General features: G+C 68.0%; 15 protein-coding genes. 6 read left to right on the plus strand and 9 right to left on the minus strand.

Annotated elements, in window-relative coordinates; genetic code table 11:
- Nucleotides 1-40: 40 nt before the first annotated feature.
- Nucleotides 41-1,141: a branched-chain amino acid aminotransferase gene (locus tag ABD989_RS07850; RefSeq protein ID WP_345313058.1), complete on the plus strand. Its 1,101-nt coding sequence runs from the start codon at nt 41-43 to the stop codon at nt 1,139-1,141.
- 46 nt (nt 1,142-1,187) lie between these two features.
- On the opposite strand, the gene ABD989_RS07855 is transcribed toward ABD989_RS07850, so the two are convergent.
- Genes ABD989_RS07855 through ABD989_RS07865 form a run of 3 tightly spaced genes read right to left on the minus strand, consistent with a single transcriptional unit; the run spans nt 1,188 to nt 4,188 of the window.
- Nucleotides 1,188-1,934: an adenosylcobinamide-GDP ribazoletransferase gene (locus ABD989_RS07855; RefSeq protein ID WP_345313059.1), complete on the minus strand. Its 747-nt coding sequence runs from the start codon at nt 1,932-1,934 to the stop codon at nt 1,188-1,190.
- 7 nt (nt 1,935-1,941) lie between these two features.
- Entirely contained in the window at nt 1,942-3,507 is a 1,566-nt protein-coding gene (gene cobT, locus ABD989_RS07860) for a nicotinate-nucleotide--dimethylbenzimidazole phosphoribosyltransferase (protein ID WP_345313060.1), read from the minus strand.
- Nucleotides 3,508-3,513: 6 nt separating this feature from the next.
- On the minus strand, nt 3,514-4,188 hold the full coding sequence (locus ABD989_RS07865; protein WP_345313061.1) for a DUF3043 domain-containing protein: 675 nt from the start codon (nt 4,186-4,188) through the stop codon (nt 3,514-3,516).
- An 85-nt stretch (nt 4,189-4,273) separates the two neighbouring features.
- Between ABD989_RS07865 and ABD989_RS07870 the strand changes: the two genes are divergently transcribed.
- From ABD989_RS07870 to ABD989_RS07880, 3 genes are all read left to right on the plus strand, one after another.
- Nucleotides 4,274-5,407 carry a glycerate kinase family protein gene (locus ABD989_RS07870; RefSeq protein WP_345313062.1) on the plus strand — a complete coding sequence of 378 codons (1,134 nt, stop codon included), beginning with the start codon at nt 4,274-4,276 and terminating at the stop codon, nt 5,405-5,407.
- Between the two features lie 88 nt (nt 5,408-5,495).
- Nucleotides 5,496-5,846, plus strand: coding sequence for a HesB/IscA family protein (locus tag ABD989_RS07875; protein WP_246996642.1), 351 nt, complete (start codon nt 5,496-5,498; stop codon nt 5,844-5,846).
- Between the two features lie 78 nt (nt 5,847-5,924).
- On the plus strand, nt 5,925-6,896 hold the full coding sequence (locus ABD989_RS07880; protein WP_345313063.1) for a carbohydrate kinase family protein: 972 nt from the start codon (nt 5,925-5,927) through the stop codon (nt 6,894-6,896).
- A 52-nt stretch (nt 6,897-6,948) separates the two neighbouring features.
- Here ABD989_RS07880 and asnB read toward each other — a convergent pair whose 3' ends face one another.
- Nucleotides 6,949-8,874, minus strand: coding sequence for an asparagine synthase (glutamine-hydrolyzing) (gene asnB, locus ABD989_RS07885; protein ID WP_345313064.1), 1,926 nt, complete (start codon nt 8,872-8,874; stop codon nt 6,949-6,951).
- Between the two features lie 265 nt (nt 8,875-9,139).
- On the opposite strand from asnB, the gene ctaC reads away from it, so the two are divergent.
- The gene (gene ctaC / locus ABD989_RS07890) at nt 9,140-10,318 is read left to right on the plus strand and encodes an aa3-type cytochrome oxidase subunit II (protein WP_345313065.1); all 1,179 of its coding nucleotides are present in this window, start codon (nt 9,140-9,142) and stop codon (nt 10,316-10,318) included.
- Nucleotides 10,315-10,731 (plus strand): cytochrome c oxidase subunit 4, encoded by a 417-nt coding sequence (locus tag ABD989_RS07895; RefSeq protein ID WP_345313066.1) that lies wholly within the window; start codon nt 10,315-10,317, stop codon nt 10,729-10,731. Before ctaC ends, ABD989_RS07895 begins: the two co-directional genes overlap by 4 nt.
- 355 nt (nt 10,732-11,086) lie before the next feature.
- On the opposite strand, the gene ABD989_RS07900 is transcribed toward ABD989_RS07895, so the two are convergent.
- The 5 genes from ABD989_RS07900 to qcrC all read right to left on the minus strand — a co-directional run bounded on the left by ABD989_RS07900 (nt 11,087) and on the right by qcrC (nt 16,199).
- Entirely contained in the window at nt 11,087-11,713 is a 627-nt protein-coding gene (locus ABD989_RS07900) for a hypothetical protein (protein WP_345313067.1), read from the minus strand.
- Between the two features lie 198 nt (nt 11,714-11,911).
- A complete protein-coding gene (locus ABD989_RS07905; protein ID WP_246996630.1) occupies nt 11,912-12,367 on the minus strand; it encodes a nuclear transport factor 2 family protein in 456 nt (151 codons plus the stop codon).
- Nucleotides 12,368-12,484: 117 nt separating this feature from the next.
- Nucleotides 12,485-14,113, minus strand: coding sequence for a cytochrome bc1 complex cytochrome b subunit (qcrB, locus tag ABD989_RS07910; RefSeq protein WP_345313068.1), 1,629 nt, complete (start codon nt 14,111-14,113; stop codon nt 12,485-12,487).
- On the minus strand, nt 14,110-15,264 hold the full coding sequence (qcrA, locus tag ABD989_RS07915) for a cytochrome bc1 complex Rieske iron-sulfur subunit (protein ID WP_246996626.1): 1,155 nt from the start codon (nt 15,262-15,264) through the stop codon (nt 14,110-14,112). The genes qcrB and qcrA overlap by 4 nt, the downstream gene beginning before the upstream one ends.
- Nucleotides 15,261-16,199, minus strand: coding sequence for a cytochrome bc1 complex diheme cytochrome c subunit (gene qcrC / locus ABD989_RS07920; protein WP_345313069.1), 939 nt, complete (start codon nt 16,197-16,199; stop codon nt 15,261-15,263). The genes qcrA and qcrC overlap by 4 nt, the downstream gene beginning before the upstream one ends.
- Nucleotides 16,200-16,242: the final 43 nt, after the last annotated feature.

Consider the following 16,242-nt stretch of genomic DNA (forward strand, 5'->3'; position numbering starts at 1 on the left):
GGACGAAAACCGCTTGGGGGCCACCGGTATTGTTGACCGCATGACCCTGGAGTTCGTCCGCATCGATCACCCCCATCCCGTCTCGGACGGCCGTCGTGCCGAGATCCTGCAGTCGCCGGGCTTCGGTCGGCATTTCACCGATCACATGGTGTCGATCGACTTCGACCGCGCGCGTGGTTGGCATCGGGCGCAGGTCACTCCGTACGGACCGATCGCGCTGGATCCGGCGGCCATGGTGCTGCACTACGGCCAGGAGATCTTCGAGGGGCTCAAGGCGTACCGGCAGCCGGACGGCACCATCGCCGCGTTCCGGCCGGAAGCCAACGCCGAGCGGTTCATCGCCTCCGCGCAGCGACTGGCGATGCCGCCGCTGCCGGTCGACGACTTCGTCGGCGCGCTGCGCGAACTCCTCGCGGTGGATCACTCCTGGGTGCCCGCCGCCGGTGGTGAGGAAGCGCTCTACCTGCGTCCGTACATGTTCGCGACCGAGGCCAGCCTCGGGGTGCGTCCGGCCGACGAGTACCGCTTCGTCCTCATCGCCTCGCCGGCCGGCGCCTACTTCTCCGGCGGCGTGAAGCCGGTCAGCGTGTACCTCAGCACCGAGTACGTGCGCGCCTCGCCGGGCGGCACCGGCGCCGCCAAGTTCGGCGGCAACTACGCCGCGTCGCTGCTGGCGCAGGCGCAGGCCGCCGAGCAGGGCTGCGACCAGGTGGTCTGGCTCGACGCCGTGGAGCGCCGCTACATCGAGGAGATGGGCGGCATGAACCTGTTCTTCGTCTTCGGCAGCGGCTCCGACGCCGAGATCGTCACGCCGGAGCTGTCCGGTTCGCTGTTGCCCGGCATCACCCGCGCCTCACTGCTGACCCTGGCCTCCGACGCCGGCTACCGCGTGAGCGAGCGCAAGATCACCACTGACGAACTGCGCGCGGGCGCGGCCGACGGCAGCATCAGCGAGGTCTTCGCGTGCGGCACCGCCGCCGTCATCACTCCGGTCGGGCGCGTCAAGGGCGTCGCCGACGACTACCAGATCGGCGACGGCACCACCGGCGAGGTGACGCAGGCGTTGCGGGACACCCTGACCGGGCTGCAGCGCGGGACCTTCGCCGACACCCACGGCTGGATGACCACCCTGCACGGATAGTTCTTCGCCGCGGCCCCCGCTCCGGGACCAACCCGGGGCGGGGGCGTCAGAAGAGGACCACGATCAGCGCGAGCGTCGTCGACAGCTCGAGGGTCGCGCCGAGGACGTCGCCGGACACGCCGCCCATGCGACGGGCGCAGTGCCGGGTGAAGACCGCGGCGAACACCGCCGCGACGACCAGCGCGATCACCGGCAGCAGCCATCGGTCGGGCCAGCCGATTCCCACGGCGGCGGCCGCGGCGACGGCCAGCCACAGCGGAATCGACAGGCGCTGGCTGCCGGCCACCAGCGCACCGAAACCGTCCGCGTTCGCGGCGGGCAGCGCGCGGCGGCACGCGATCGGCACGGTGACGCGGCCGACGAAGATCACGAAGGCGATGGTCCACCACCGCCCCTCGTCGGTGAGGGCACCGAACGCCAAGGCCTGGATGAGCAGCACGAGGACCAGCGCGGCCGCGCCGAACGGGCCGACGTCGCCGCTGCGCATCACGGCGCGCACCCGGTCGGCGTCGCCGTAGCAGCCCAGGCCGTCGACGGTGTCGGCCAGACCGTCCAGGTGCATGCCGCGGGTGGCGAGCGCACCGAAGGCCACGCACAACGCGCCGATCAGCGGACTCGGCAGCGCGGTGGCGTCGAGACCGAGGGCGATACCGGCGGTGGCCGCGCCGAGCAGCAGGCCGATCACCGGGAGGGCGGCGATCACCGCGGCGCCCACGCGGGCGTCGGGGGCCGAGCGCGGCTGCGGCACCGGCAGCACCGTCATCCAACTGAGCGCCACGTGCAGTGTGCGCACGGGCGACTCAGGCCTGGTCGGCGACACCGGCTTCGCCGAAGGTGGCCATGTCGATCATGATGTCGACGGCGTCGGCGACCACCGGGAGCGCGGTGACCGCACCGGAGCCCTCGCCGAGGCGCATCGACAGCTCCAGGATCGGTTCCAGGCCCAGTTCGGCCAAGGCGAAGCCGTGGGCCGGCTCGGTGGACCGATGGCCGGCGCACCACCAGGCCACCGCGCCGGGGGCCAGGGCGTTCGCGATCAGCGCCGCCGACGTCACCACCATCCCGTCGAGGATCACCGGGGTCTTGCGGAGCGCGCTCTGCGCCAGGAAACCGGCCATCGCGGCCAGATCCGGGCCGGCCACCGCCGCGAGCAACGACAGCGGGTCGTGCCGATGGCGGCGCCCGTGGCGGAGGCCGTCGCGGATCGCCGCCGTCTTGCGGATCCAGCCCGCATCGTCGATCCCGGTGCCGCGCCCGACCACCACGACCGGTTCCTTGCCGGTGACGGTGCCGGTGAGGACGGCGGCCGGGGTGGTGTTGCCGATGCCCATGTCGCCGGCGATCAGCAGGTCGGCACCGGCGTCGACCAACTGGTCGGCCACCGCGCGCCCGGCGGCCACGGCCCGGCGTGCCTCGGCGAGCGTCATGGCCTCGCCGCGGCGCAGGTCGCCGGTGCTGCGCCGCACCTTGTAGCGCGCCACGTGCGGATCGGGGTCGTCGGTGTCGACCGACATGTCGAGGACCTGCACCGAGGCGCCGGCCCGGCGGGCGAGCACGTTGATCGCGGCACCGCCGGCGGCGATGTTGGCGACCATCTGGCTGGTCACTTCGGCGGGGAAGGCGGAGACGCCCTCGCGGGCGACGCCGTGATCGCCGGCGAACACCACCACCGCCGGAGCGGTGATCCGACGCGGCGGGCACACCCCCTGGCAGGACGAGATCCAGACCCCGAGGTCTTCCAGTCGCCCCAGAGCGTTCGGCGGTTTGGTCAGGGTCAGCAGACGGGCGCGGGCCGCGTCGGCGACGTCGTCGTCGGGCAGATCGATGACGTCGAACAGCTCGGCATCGGTCGGATCCAGGGCTGCCGACGACGCGGGCACCGGGGAAGCAGACGCCTCCGTCGGCGCGGGCTGCTCGGACGGGGAGGGTTGCTCGGCCGGGGAGGGGACCGGTGCCGGAACCGGCGTGGTCGGCGCGACGTTCGCCGAGGTCGGGGTCTCTGCGGGAGCGGCCGGTGCGACGACCGATTCGGTCGGGACGAAGACGCGGCCGGCGACGATCAGCTCGACGTCGTCGCAGACGGAGCCGACCGCGAGATTGGCGGCCGCCAGCGACTCGGTGTCGGTGCTCACGATCACCAGGTCGCCGCGGAACTGCGCCACCGCGTCCGGCAGGTCGGCGGCGTCCGCGGACCAGTGGCCGAGATGGTCGACGAGGGTCGCGGTGTCGGGATCCTCGCGCAGCGCCGTGACCAGGTTCGGCGTGGACTCCAGGGACAGCCGACGCACCGTCGGACGTCCGGCGAGGAGCTGTTCGGCGCGCGCGGACTTGCCCGCCCGGGCCCCGCCCAGGACCAGCGTGCGCATGCGGCGCTAGACCTCGTCGCCGACGGAGACGCGCGGGCGCGGCGCCCGCATCATCCGCAACTGCATGGCGCGCGTGAACGCGTAGAAGCCCAGGCGCAGGCCGCCGTCGGTGGTCTCCGGGTAGCGCTCGCGCACCCGCTTGTTCACCATGCGGCCCAGGATCACCGAGTCGATGAGCATGAAGACGACGAAGGCCAGCATCAGGAAGTTGATGTAGAAGGCGAAGTCCGGAAGCATCATCGCGACGATCAGCACGATCGCGAACGGCATGAACAGTCCGGCGAAGTTGCGACGCGAGTCGACCAGGTCGCGGGTGTAGGCGCGCACGGGACCGCGGTCGCGGGCGATCATGTACTTCTCGTCGCCCGACATCATCTTCTCGCGCTGCTCGGAACGCGCCTTGTTCCGCTCGGCGCGCAGCTCCTTGCGCTCTTCCTTGCTGAGCGTGGACTTCTCCGCCTTGCGACGGGCGCGCGCCTCGGCGCGGTTGGTCGGCGGCGGTGCCACCGGACCGGACCGGCGGCCCTGCGCATCGCGGCGCTTCGGAGTGGGCCGACCCTTGCCCGGGGTCGTCGCTCCGGAACGGGCCGGGGTCTCCGGCGCGGCGGTCGCGGCGTCGGAAACGCTCTGCGCGGGGGCTTCGTCGGCGACATCGGCGCCGGATTTCCAGGGCAACTTCACGCCCACGAGTTTAGGCCATGCGCAAACCCGGCCACGACCGCGATCACGCCACCTGTGCCCTTCATGGACACTAGGGTCTTGAGTCATGACTGGCGGGGTGCGGGTAGCGGTGATGCCGGATTCGTTCGGGGGGACCCTCGACGCGGTCCAGGCGGCCGCGGCGATCGGGGCGGGGTGGCATGCCGGCCGACCGGACGACGTGGTGGTCCTGGCCCCGCAGTCCGACGGCGGTCCGGGCTTCATCGACGTGCTGGCCACCGCCTTCGGCGGCGAGGTGCGCACCCAGACGGTCACCGGCCCGCTCGGCGAACCGGTACGTGCCTCGTGGCTGCTGCACGACGGGGTGGCCTACCTCGAGGCGGCGCAGGCCTGCGGACTGCACCTGCTGGAGCAGCCGCCGAACCCGTCTGCGGCGGTCGCCGCCACCAGCGCCGGTGTGGGCGACCTCCTTTCCGCGGCCCTGCTGGTCGGCTGTCGCACCATCGTCGTCGGGCTCGGCGGCTCGGCCGTGTCCGACGGCGGACGCGGTGCGTCCGACCGTCTCGGCGGATGTGCGGCCGCGCGGCGCCTGCTCGGCGACGTCGATCTGATCGTGGCGACCGACGTGGACAACCCGCTGCTCGGTCCGACAGGTGCGGTGCACGTCTTCGGCCCGCAGAAGGGTGCCGACGAGTCGACCGTCGCGCTCCTGGAGAAGCGGATGATCCTGTGGGCGGCGCACATCGAAGCCGACTGCGGGGTGGCGGTGGCCGACACCCCCGGTGCCGGTGCGGCGGGTGGACTGGGCGCGGTGCTGCTCGCGTGGGGCGGCCGTCGGGTCTCCGGCTCCGAGTTCGTCGCCGAACAGACCGGCCGTCGTGCCAAGATCGCCGCCGCCGACGTGGTCATCACCGGCGAGGGCCGACTGGATTCACAGACCCTGCGCGGCAAGGCGGTCGCCGTCGTCGCCGCCGAAGCCCATCGCGCCGGGGTGCCGGTGATCGTGCTGGCCGGGCAGTCCACCCTGCCGGTCCGGGTGGTGCCGAACCTGGGCGAGGTGCATTCGCTGACGCACCACACGGGGTCGATCGAGGAGGCGATAGCGAACGCCGGACCGCGACTGACCGACCTCGCGGCCGAGGTGGCGGCGCGGTGGGATCCGGCGGCGGCGGCGACCGTCGAACTCGCCGCCGATCCGGTCGAGGAGAACGCCGCGGAATCCTCCACGGTGGGGGAATAGACGAGTACGGAGTACCGTTGTAGCGGAAGGTTCGTCAAAAGTATCGTCGTTCGCGCCATCACTTCGCGCCGTGACAAAGGGAGCACCCATGACCGTCCAGAATGAGACCGCCCAGACGGGCGTGGTTCTGACCGATTCCGCCGCAGCCAAGGCCAAGGCGCTTCTCGACCAGGAGGGCCGCAACGACATGGCTCTGCGCATCGAGGTGCAGCCGGGTGGTTGCGCGGGCCTGCGTTACCAGCTGTTCTTCGACGACCGCACCCTCGACGGCGACGTGGTGACCGACTTCGGCGGCGTGAAGCTGGCCGTGGACCGCATGAGCGTGCCCTACATGCAGGGCGCCACCATCGACTTCGTCGACTCGATCGAGAAGCAGGGCTTCACCATCGACAATCCGAACGCGACCGGCAGCTGCGCCTGCGGCGACTCGTTCAACTGATCTGATCCGCACACCGGCCGCCTCCCCCAACCAGGGGGAGGTGGCCGGTGGCGTCTGCGCGCCGATTATCGTGGACGAATGTTCATTGCTGTCTGCGGGTCGCTGGCGACCGACCATCTGATGAAGTTCCCCGGAAAGTTCTCCGAACAGTTGCTGAGCGACCAGTTGGAGCACATCTCGCTGAGCTTCCTCACCGAGGACCTGCTGGTCCGGCGCGGCGGCGTCGGCGGCAACATCGCCTTCGCCATCGGCGCGCTCGGCGGCACGCCGCTGCTCATCGGAGCGGCCGGCGAAGACTTCGGCGACTACCGCGAATGGCTCACCGACCACGGCGTCGACTGCCGCGGTGTGCGGATCTCGCGCACCCAGCACACCGCCCGGTTCACCTGCACCACCGACGAGACCATGGCGCAGCTGGCCTTCTTCTACCCGGGCGCCATGTCCGAGTCCCGGCACATCGACGTCACCGAGGTATTCGACGAGACCGGTCGACCCGACCTGGTCCTGATCGCACCCGACGACCCCGAAGCGATGGTCCGCCACACCGAACTGTGCCGCGATCACCGCATCCCGTTCGCCGCCGACCCCTCCCAGCAGCTGGCCCGCCTCGACGGCGACACCATTCGCGGCCTCATCCAGGGCGCCGAGTTCCTGTTCACCAACGAATACGAGTGGGGCCTGCTGCTGCAGAAGACCGGCCTCACCGAGGCGGAAGTGGCCGAGCTGGTCGAGGTCCGCGTCACCACCAAGGGCGGCGCCGGCATCGAGATCGCGGCGACGGGTCAGCCGACCCTGCAGGTGCCGGTGGTTCCGGTGAACGACCAGAGCGACCCGACGGGTGTGGGCGACGGTTTCCGCGCCGGCTTCCTGACCGGACTGTCCCGCGGGCTGCGGCACGAGCGCGCCGCGCAGCTGGGCGCGATGGTGGCCACCCTGGTCCTTGAATGCGAGTCCACGCAGGGCTGGCTGTGGAACCGTGAGTCCGCGCTGGAGCGCATCGGCGCCGCCTACGGTGAGGCCGCCGCGGCGGACATCCGCGCGGTGCTGTAACTCGGTGCCGGTGCTCCTCTCCGGGGGAGGGGAGCACCGGGTCGACCGACGGTCAGAGGAGTACCGGGTAGTCCGGCTCGTCGATCTGCGGGTCGACGGAGCCGTCGACGAAGATCCCGTACCAGATCATGAAGCACAGCACCGTCCAGATCCGACGGCTGTTGTCGACGGTGCCGGCGCGATGCTCGTCGAGCATCTGCAGCACGAACTGCTTGTCGAAGAGGTGATCGGTGTCCGAGTCGACGATCACCTGTCGAGCCCAGTCGAACATCTCCGGGCCGGCCAGCCAGTGGCGCAGCGGCACCGGGAAGCCCAGCTTGCGGCGATGCAGCACGTGCGGGGGCACGATCTGCTCCAGCGCCTTGCGCAGCGCGTACTTGGTGGTGCCGTTGGCGATCTTCTGGTCGAACGGCAGGCCCTGGGCGACGTCGAACACCTCCTTGTCCAGGAACGGGACGCGGAGTTCGAGCGAATTGGCCATGGTGATCTTGTCGGCCTTGACCAGGATGTCGCCGCGCAGCCACGTGAACAGGTCCAGGTGCTGCATGCGAGCGACCGGATCCATGCCGACGCTTTCGGCGTAGATCGGCGCGGTCACGTCGGTGTGGGTCCACTCCGGGCGGTAGTTGCGCAGGACGCGGCGCAGGCGCTCGTCGTCGAAGCTGCGGGCGTTGCCGTAGTAGCGCTCCTCCAGGGTCAGTGATCCACGGTGCAGCAGGCTCTTGCCGCGGGTGCCCTCCGGGATGCGCTCGGAGAGCCGTCCGGCGGCGCGACGCAGGCGCGGGCCCATCCGGTCGAAGGCCTTCAGCGACAGCGGCTCCTTGTAGATGGTGTAGCCGCCGAACAGTTCGTCGGCGCCCTCACCGGACAGCACCACCTTCACGTGCTTGCGCGCCTCGGCGGCCACGAAGTACAGCGGCACCAGGGCCGGGTCGGCCACCGGATCGTCGAGGTACCAGATGATCTTGGGGATCGCCGCGATGTACTCCTCGGGGCTGACCACCTTGATCACGTGGCGCGCGCCGATCGCCTCCGCGGATTCGGCGGCGACGTCGATCTCCGAGTAGCCGGTGCGCTCGAAGCCGGTGGTGAAGGTGATCAGGTCCGGATTGTGGGTGATGGCCAGCGCCGCGATGGCGGTGGAGTCGATGCCGCCGGACAGGAAGGAGCCGACCGTCACGTCGGCGCGCATGTGCTTGGCCACCGAGTCGCGCAGCACGTCGGCGATCTCGTCGTAGCGGGCCTGCTCGGCGTCGTGCGCGAAGGGACGGATGGTGAACTTCGGCGTGAAGTAGCGGGTGACCGCCGGTTTGGCGCCCGGCGTCAGGGTCGCGTAGGTACCCGATTCGAGGCGGCGGATGTCGGCGTGCAGCGATTCGGGTTCGGGCACGTACTGCAGGGCGGTGTAGTGCTCGATGGCTCGCGGGTCGAGGGCGTCGGACAGGCCCAGGTTGTCGAGCAGTTCCAGCAGGCTCTTCTTCTCGCTGCCGAAAGCGGTGCCGCCGGGCCCGGTGGCCCAGTACAGCGGCTTGATGCCGAACGGGTCGCGGGCGAGGAACAGCTTCTCGGTGACGGTGTCCCACACCGCGAAGGCGAACATGCCGCGCAGCTTGCGGACCACTTCCGGACCCCAGTGGTGGAAGCCGACGACGATGGGCTCGCCGTCGCCCTCGGTGCCGAACTCGGCGCCGAACTCCTCCTGCAGCTCCTTGCGGAGCTCCAGGTAGTTGTAGATCTCACCGTTGAAGGCCAGGGCATACCGCTCCGGCTGCTCGGGCGGACCCCACAGCAGCGGCTGGGGGGAGTGCTCGATGTCGATGATGGAGAGCCGGTTGAAGCCCAGCACCAGGTCGTCGTCGTGCCAGGTGAGCGCATCATCGGGACCGCGGTGCCGCATGCAGCGCGAGGCGCCGGCGACCTGGTCGACGAGCGACGACGCGGAGCCGTCAGCGGTGAGCATTCCGAGTAGACCGCACACTGCAGGAGCGTCCCTTCGATCAAAGACGGGTGAATGTCGAGGCCATCGGTACCGCTGACGACCACCCGACCACTATGCCGCAGACACCTCCGACCGGGCCAACTCTCCGGGGCGCGTCCGGTGTGGTCGACACGACGGGAGACCCAATCGCGAGGGAATCACCGGGTTGGTCTACGCTGCGTAGTACTAGGTGCGAGAATGTCCTCAGCGAGTGCTGCTCGTTGCGGAAACAACGTACGAAATAGCTCCCTGTCAGCAGGAAGGCGTGAAATTGACTCACGGTGGACGTTCGTCGGCCCGGCGCAGCCCAAGTGCGTCGCGCACGGTGAAACGAGTTGCGGCGCTCGGTGCGCTCGCACTCACTGCGCTGTTCGTTACCGGGTGTAGCCCGGAGGAGGCTGTCCGCTTCGGCTGGCCAGCTGGTGTCACCACGGAGAGCAAGAGCATGCTCACGCTCTGGCAGTGGGCTGTGATCGCAGCTCTCGCCATGGGCGTGTTGGTGTGGGGCCTGATCTTCTGGACCATTACTTTCCATCGTCGTAAGGGCAACAACGACACGACGCCGCGTCCGGCCGACGAGGAATTCCCTCGCCAGACCGGCTACAACGTGCCGTTGGAACTGGCCTACACCGCCGTTCCGTTCGTCCTGATCGCCGTGCTCTTCTACTTCACCGTCGTCACGCAGACGAAGGTGGAGAAGATGGAAGACAACCCGGCCGTCGTTGTCGACGTAACCGCGTTCCAGTGGAACTGGAAGTTCGGCTACAACTCGGTCCGCGCTGCGGACGGCCAGCAGCTGGTCGACTCCTCGGAGGCCAAGAAGGGTGAGCCGTTCGCTCTGAACATCCCCGAGTACTACGAGCACGAGGGTGAGCGCAAGCAGCTTCCGGGTCCGGCCGGCGGTCGCGATCAGAAGATCCGCGACTACCTGACCTTCAACGACATCGAGGTGCTCGGCACCTCGTCCGAGATCCCGATCCTGCTGCTGCCGACCGGCACCCGCGTCGAGTTCAACCTCGCCTCGGCCGACGTCGTGCACTCGTTCTGGGTTCCCGAGTTCCTGTTCAAGCGCGATACGTTCCCGTTCCCGGAGCAGAACCACCAGAACCCGAAGTTCCAGATCAGTGAGATCGAGCGCGAAGGCGCCTTCGTGGGTCGCTGCGCAGAGATGTGCGGTACCTACCACTCGATGATGAACTTCGAAGTTCGTGCCGTCAGCCCCGCGGTGTTCGACGCCTACATCCAGTGGCGCAAGGACAACCCGACGGCCGGCAACGCCGAAGCACTGACGGCCGTGTGCCAGGAACCGCAGTCCGTGGTCACCGCACCGTTCAACAGCCGTCGCGTGTCGACCACTGACCTGCCCGACAACCTGGGCGACGCCAACAACACGTCGACCATCGGCAAGGGCTGCAAGCCTGCGGAAGGTGTGAATCTTTCATGAAGATCGAAGCACGGATTTTTGAAGCCCTTGCGGTCTTCTTCATCGTCGTAGGCATCATCTACACGGTGGCGACACACTTCTACTACACCGGTGTGGAGTGGGCAGGCGCCTCGTCCCTGTTCTTCTCGGCCGCACTGTCGATCCTGGCCGGCACGTACTTCCGGTTCGTGGCTCGACGGGTCGAGATCCGCCCGGAGGACTACGACGATGCCGAGATCGAAGACGGCGCAGGCGAGCTGGGCTTCTTCAGCCCGCACAGCTTCTGGCCGATCGCGATCGCCGCGGGTGCCGCACTGTTCGCGCTGGGCTTCGCGACCTCGAACTTCTACTTCGCGATCGGTTCTGTCGTGGTGATCATCGCGACGGTCGTGGGCCTGGTCCTCGAGTACCACGTGGGCCCGGAGAAGCACTGACTCTCTGAGCCTTCGCAAGACTGACACCGGCCGCACCTGGATTCCCAGGTGCGGCCGGTGTCTTCGCTGCCGCCGCTGCGGTCTGTAGGGAGACGCTGACAGGAGTTCGGGAAAACAACGGCGTCCTGGCGCGCACCGATGGCGTATATCCATCGGCGCGGCTCAGGACGCCGTTGTTTTACCGCCTCGGGTACCTGCCGTTCGAGCAAGGTACGGCGAACTCGTCCTTCCCATGTCAACGGCGGGTGAAAACTGCCCCCTTTTCGACGACTGAAAATTGACCCCTGTGTGCACCACTCCGAGGTCCTCGCACTCAGCGGCGATTCTTACCGCACACGCTGCCGACGGGAGCTCCTCACGACGTCGCCCGAAGCGGGGAACACCCGCGGCGGCGCCAGCACGGTCCTCGTACCCAGAGTGCGAGCGATCGCCGCGGATCAGTGAGCCTGCGTCGCCCACCGCTCGGTGACTCCCGGTCCCACACAAGGGTGCTGGAGACCGTGCCGATTCCGGCGATCAGTTCCCACATGCCGGCGAGGATGTCTCCGGCCTGCCGTGACGGGATCATCATCGCCGCTAGGAACTTCGAGAACGTCAGCGTTATCACCAGCACCGGAAGAATCGCCGTCTGCCCGTGACCAGTCGGGATCCGGGTCGCCGGAAACCACACGTCCAGCCGTGCCGACTCACCCGGCGTCCGCACGATCCGATCCGCCGCATCGATCCCGACATACTCCGGCCGGATCAGCCGGATCCGTTTCTTCCGAATCGTCAGCGAGTTCGTCCACCCGATCCGCTCGGCGATCACCGTCGCCGGCATCCGCGTATCGAGCTTCCACTGCTGCCGTATCTGCGGTTCGACCGCACCGACCGACGAACCCTCGACGGCCGCCGGTACGTCGGTGGCTCCTGCGACCGCGATGCCGCCCGCACCCGTGCTTGTGGCGACACCGGTCCGCCGGACAATCGCCTTGATCGGCAAGCCCTCGGCCTGTGCAGCCGACGGATCTCGGCCCAATCGTCCCCAGAAATCACACCCTCCAGAGTGTCGAAGGGGGTCAAGATTCACCCGTCGTCCAGGGGTCAGTATTCACGCGTCGTCGACACGGCAGGACATCGGAAGGCGAGACAGTGGAGCCGGGGAAGTCGCCCGCACGAATCCGGGACCTCGGAACCAGACCTAGGCGGGTGGGGTAGGGGAGTTGACGAACCACAGGTTCTCTTCGCGGAGACCGCGGCTGCGCCAGCCGTCCGGGGTGCGGACCATCTGATGGTGGTAGTAGCCGCCGCAGAAACTCAGCTCGGCGAAGCCGGGGAACTGCATGGGGTTGTAGAACTGGGCGTGCACGGTCGCGGTGTCGCCGTCGAGGTCCACCTCGATGTTGGAGACGTAATGCATGGACATCGGCACCACGGACAGGGATTGCTCGAGCCACGCGGCCACCTCGTCCCGAGGGCCGGCGATGCCGAAGGGCGCCGAGGTGTAGTCGATCTGAGCGTCCGGGGTGAAGACCGTGCGGTACAGGTCCCAGTCCCGTGTGTCGACGGCCCGGGCGTAGGTCGCGAGCAGCTGCTGTAGTGCGAGGGTGTCGGCGGTCCGGGCGGGCAGATCGGTGGAATCGGAGGAGTCGATCATGGACTTCATTCTCACCGGTAGGCCGCCCGGACGTGGTCCACTCACCGAAACCAGGGGACCCGACGACGAAGGCCGCCTCGCCAATGGCGAGACGGCCTTCGTGTGGTGCGGTGCGAACTACTCGCTGTCGAGCGGGTTGCCACCCTTGGCCTGCAGATCCTGCAGAGCCTTCTTCTCGGCGGCGTGGCCGGCGTGCTCGGTGGCCACATTGGTCGCCTGCTCGTCGGCGGGGTCGGCCACCAGCAGCGAACCGGTGCCCGGGGCGCCGGCCGAACCCAGCTTGTTCATCCGCTTCGGCAGAGCCGCTCCCTGGTAGGGGAGGGGGATCGGATGACCATGGCTGTCCACCGGGCCGAGCGGCTGGTGGATCTCGATGTACTCGCCGACGGCCTCGCGACGGATGATGCCCGTCTCGATACCGTGTGCCAGCACCTCGCGGTCGCTGCGCTGCAGGGACAGAGCCCAGCGGTAGGTGATGAAGTACACCAGCGGCGGCAGCAGGATCAGACCGATACGACCGATCCAGGTGGTGGCGTTCAGCGAGATGTCGAACTTGAAGGCGATGATGTCGTTGAAGCAGGCCACGGTCAGGATGATGTAGAAGGTCAGAGCCATCGCGCCGACCGCCGTGCGGACCGGGACGTCACGCGGACGCTGCAGCAGGTTGTGCGGCGCCTTGTCCTTGGTCAGTGCCGACTCGATCCACGGGTAAGCGAACAGCAGACCGAAGATCACGCCGATCACCAGGACCACCCAGAAGACGGCGGGGATCGTGTAGTTGCCCAGATAGAGCTCCCACGCCGGCATGAGTCGAGCGAAGCCGTCCGTCCACATCATGTAGATGTCCGGCTGCGAGCCGGCCGACACCTGCGCCGGGTTGTACGGGCCGATGTTCCAGACCGCGTTGATCTGGAAGACGCCGGACATCAGCGCCAGGAAACCGAACGTGATGGCGAAGAAGGCGCCGCCCTTGGCCGCGAAGACCGGGAGGATTCGGACGCCGACGACGTTGTTCTCGGTTCGACCGGGGCCGGGGAACTGCGTGTGCTTCTGGTACCAGACGAGTGCCAGGTGAGCGCCGATCAGGGCCAGGATGATGGCCGGGAAGATCAGCACGTGCAGCACGTACAGGCGGCTGATGATGATGTCGCCCGGGAAGTCGCCGTTGAAGAGGGCGAACTGCAGCCAGGTGCCGATCAGCGGGAGGCTCAGGACGATACCGCTCATGGCGGCGCGGACGCCGGTGCCCGAGAGCAGGTCGTCGGGGAGCGAGTAGCCGAAGAAGCCTTCGAACATCGCCAGCAGCAGCAGGAAGCAACCGATCACCCAGTTGGCTTCACGCGGCTTGCGGAACGCACCGGTGAAGAAGATGCGCATCATGTGGATGATGATCGACGCCGCGAACATCAGGGCTGCCCAGTGGTGGATCTGTCGGACGAATAGACCGCCGCGGACCTCGAAGGAGAGGTCGAGGGTGGTCTCGTACGCGCGGCTCATGGTGACACCGTTGAGCGGCAGGTAGGCGCCGTCGTAGGTCACGTGGGCCATCGACGGGTCGAAGAACATGGTGAGGTACACGCCCGAGATCAGCAGGATCACGAAGCTGTACAGCGCCAACTCGCCGAGCAGGAACGACCAGTGGGTCGGGAAGACCTTGTTCACCTGCCGACGGATACCGGCCGCAGCGCGGTATCGAACATCTACTTCACGCGCTTGCGCGCCGACGCGGTCGCCCACGGTGGTCATGACTTACGCTCCCAGAATGCCGGACCGACGGGTTCGATGAAGTCGCCGGCAGCGACCATGTACCCCTGATTGTTCACCGTGATCGGCAGCTGTGCGAGAGCGCGGGCAGCCGGTCCGAAGATGGGCTTGGCGAACTCGAGCGCGTCGAACTGCGACTGGTGGCACGGGCAGAGAATGCGGTTGGTCTGCTGCTCGTACAAGGAGGTCGGGCAACCGAGGTGGCTGCAGACCTTGGTGTAGGCGTAGTAGTCGCCGTAGTTGAAGCTCTCCTGGCGCTGGCGCTTGATCACCTTGGCGGAGTCGGCGGGACGCAGACGGATCAGCATGACCGGGTTACGCACGGCACGCAGACCCTTGAGGAGCTTGTGGCGGGACTCTTCGCTGTCGCCGTAGCCGTCCGAGACGCGCCACGGGAACACGGTCTCCATGGCGCCCGCGTCGAGATCCTCCGGACGGACCAGGGCCACCTGGTACGGGTTGCCCGTGTCACGACGCAGGAAGACGGTCTCGTTGGGATCGGACGCCGGGTTGTGGATCGGCGACCATCCGGTCTGCCACAGGTCGTCCTTGGGATCGGCCCACGGGTTCTTGATGAAGCCGCCGATGGCCGCGACGCCGCCGGCGAGGGCGAGCGAACCGAGACCGAATGCTGCCGAACCCAGGATCATCTTGCGACGGGGGAGGGTCGAGGTCTCCAGCGCGTCGGACATGCCCGCAGCGAAGGTCTTCTGATCGACGAGGTCCGAGGGGCCGTCGTGGCGCTGCTGTACCGAGATCTCGGCGGGGATGAAGCGCTTGGTCAGCTGGATCACGCCGAAGCCGAAGAACAGGATGGACAGACCGAAGGAGACACCGAGCGCGGGGGTGTAGAACGTGTACGCCCAGTACCCGTCCTGCTCCGGCATGGTGAATTCCCACTGGTTCCAGATGAACAGCGCGAAGCCGGCGAGCGCGAGGAGACCGGACAACACGAACCAGATCGCCACGATGCGCTCGGAGCGCTTCTCGGCTTTGGTTCCCGGTACCGGGTTACGCGCTTCGCGGTAGATGATCTCGACGTCGTCGAGATTGCTACCGAGCTTCACCAGTTCGTCGCGGGACATCGCGTTCAGCTGGTCGTCCGAGGGGACGTCTTTAGGAGAGGTACTCAATTTCGGGATCCAATCCACATCGCACCGGCGACGACCGCGCTGATACCGACGACCCACATGACCACGCCTTCCGAGGCGGGGCCGAAGCCGCCGAGGCCGAAGCCACCGATCGGGTTCGAGGTGTCTGCGTAGCGGATGAAGCCGATGATGTCCTTCTTCTCTTCGACCGACAGCTGACGGTTGGAGAACTTGGGCATGTTCTGCGGGCCGGTGAGGATGGCCGTGTAGAGCTGCTGCTCGTTGACGCCCGACAGAGAGGGAGCGAACTTACCGCTCGAGAGGGCGCCGCCACGACCGGTGAAGTTGTGGCAGGAGGCGCAGTTCAGGCGGAACAGCTCGGAGCCGCGACCGAGGTCGTTGCCGCGCAGTTCGCCCATCGCCAAGACCGGCATGCCGTTCTCGTCGCGCTTGACGTCACCGTTCTCGGTGGTCGCGTACATCGTCCGGGGACCGCCGCCCATCGCCTGAATGTAGGCGCCGAGCTGGTCGATCTGGGACTGAGTGAACTTGACGGTCTTGCGCTTGACCTGTGCCTCGCCGCGGGCGGCGGGCATGCGGCCGGTGGAGACCTGGAAGTACACCGACGCGTCGCCGACACCCAGGAGGGTGGGACCGCGATCCGGCACGCCCTCGAGGTTGACGCCGTGGCAGGTGACGCAGGAGTTGTCGTACAGCTGCTTGCCGGCGGCCACCAGTTCGGCGGACGTGGGCTCGGCCGTGGCGACCTGTGGCTCGGGGGTCAGCAGTCCGGCGAGCAGGCCGGAAGCGACGAGGCCGAACAACAGGAAGGCGGTCGCGCTCGCACGGCGACGCAACTTACGACGCGAGCGGCTGGTGCGCGCGTCCTTCGTTGCGGTGCCGGCGGTCGTGACGCGCTCGTTGGAGGCATCGTCGCCGTCGAGCGGCTGCGACGAACTCGGTGGAGATGATCTCATCGGTGTCTCTCTACTAAGCGATTGGACTGTTTCAGCGGCCGCC

The organism is Gordonia alkaliphila (assembly GCF_039542465.1).
Taxonomy (GTDB): Bacteria; Actinomycetota; Actinomycetes; order Mycobacteriales; family Mycobacteriaceae; genus Gordonia; species Gordonia alkaliphila.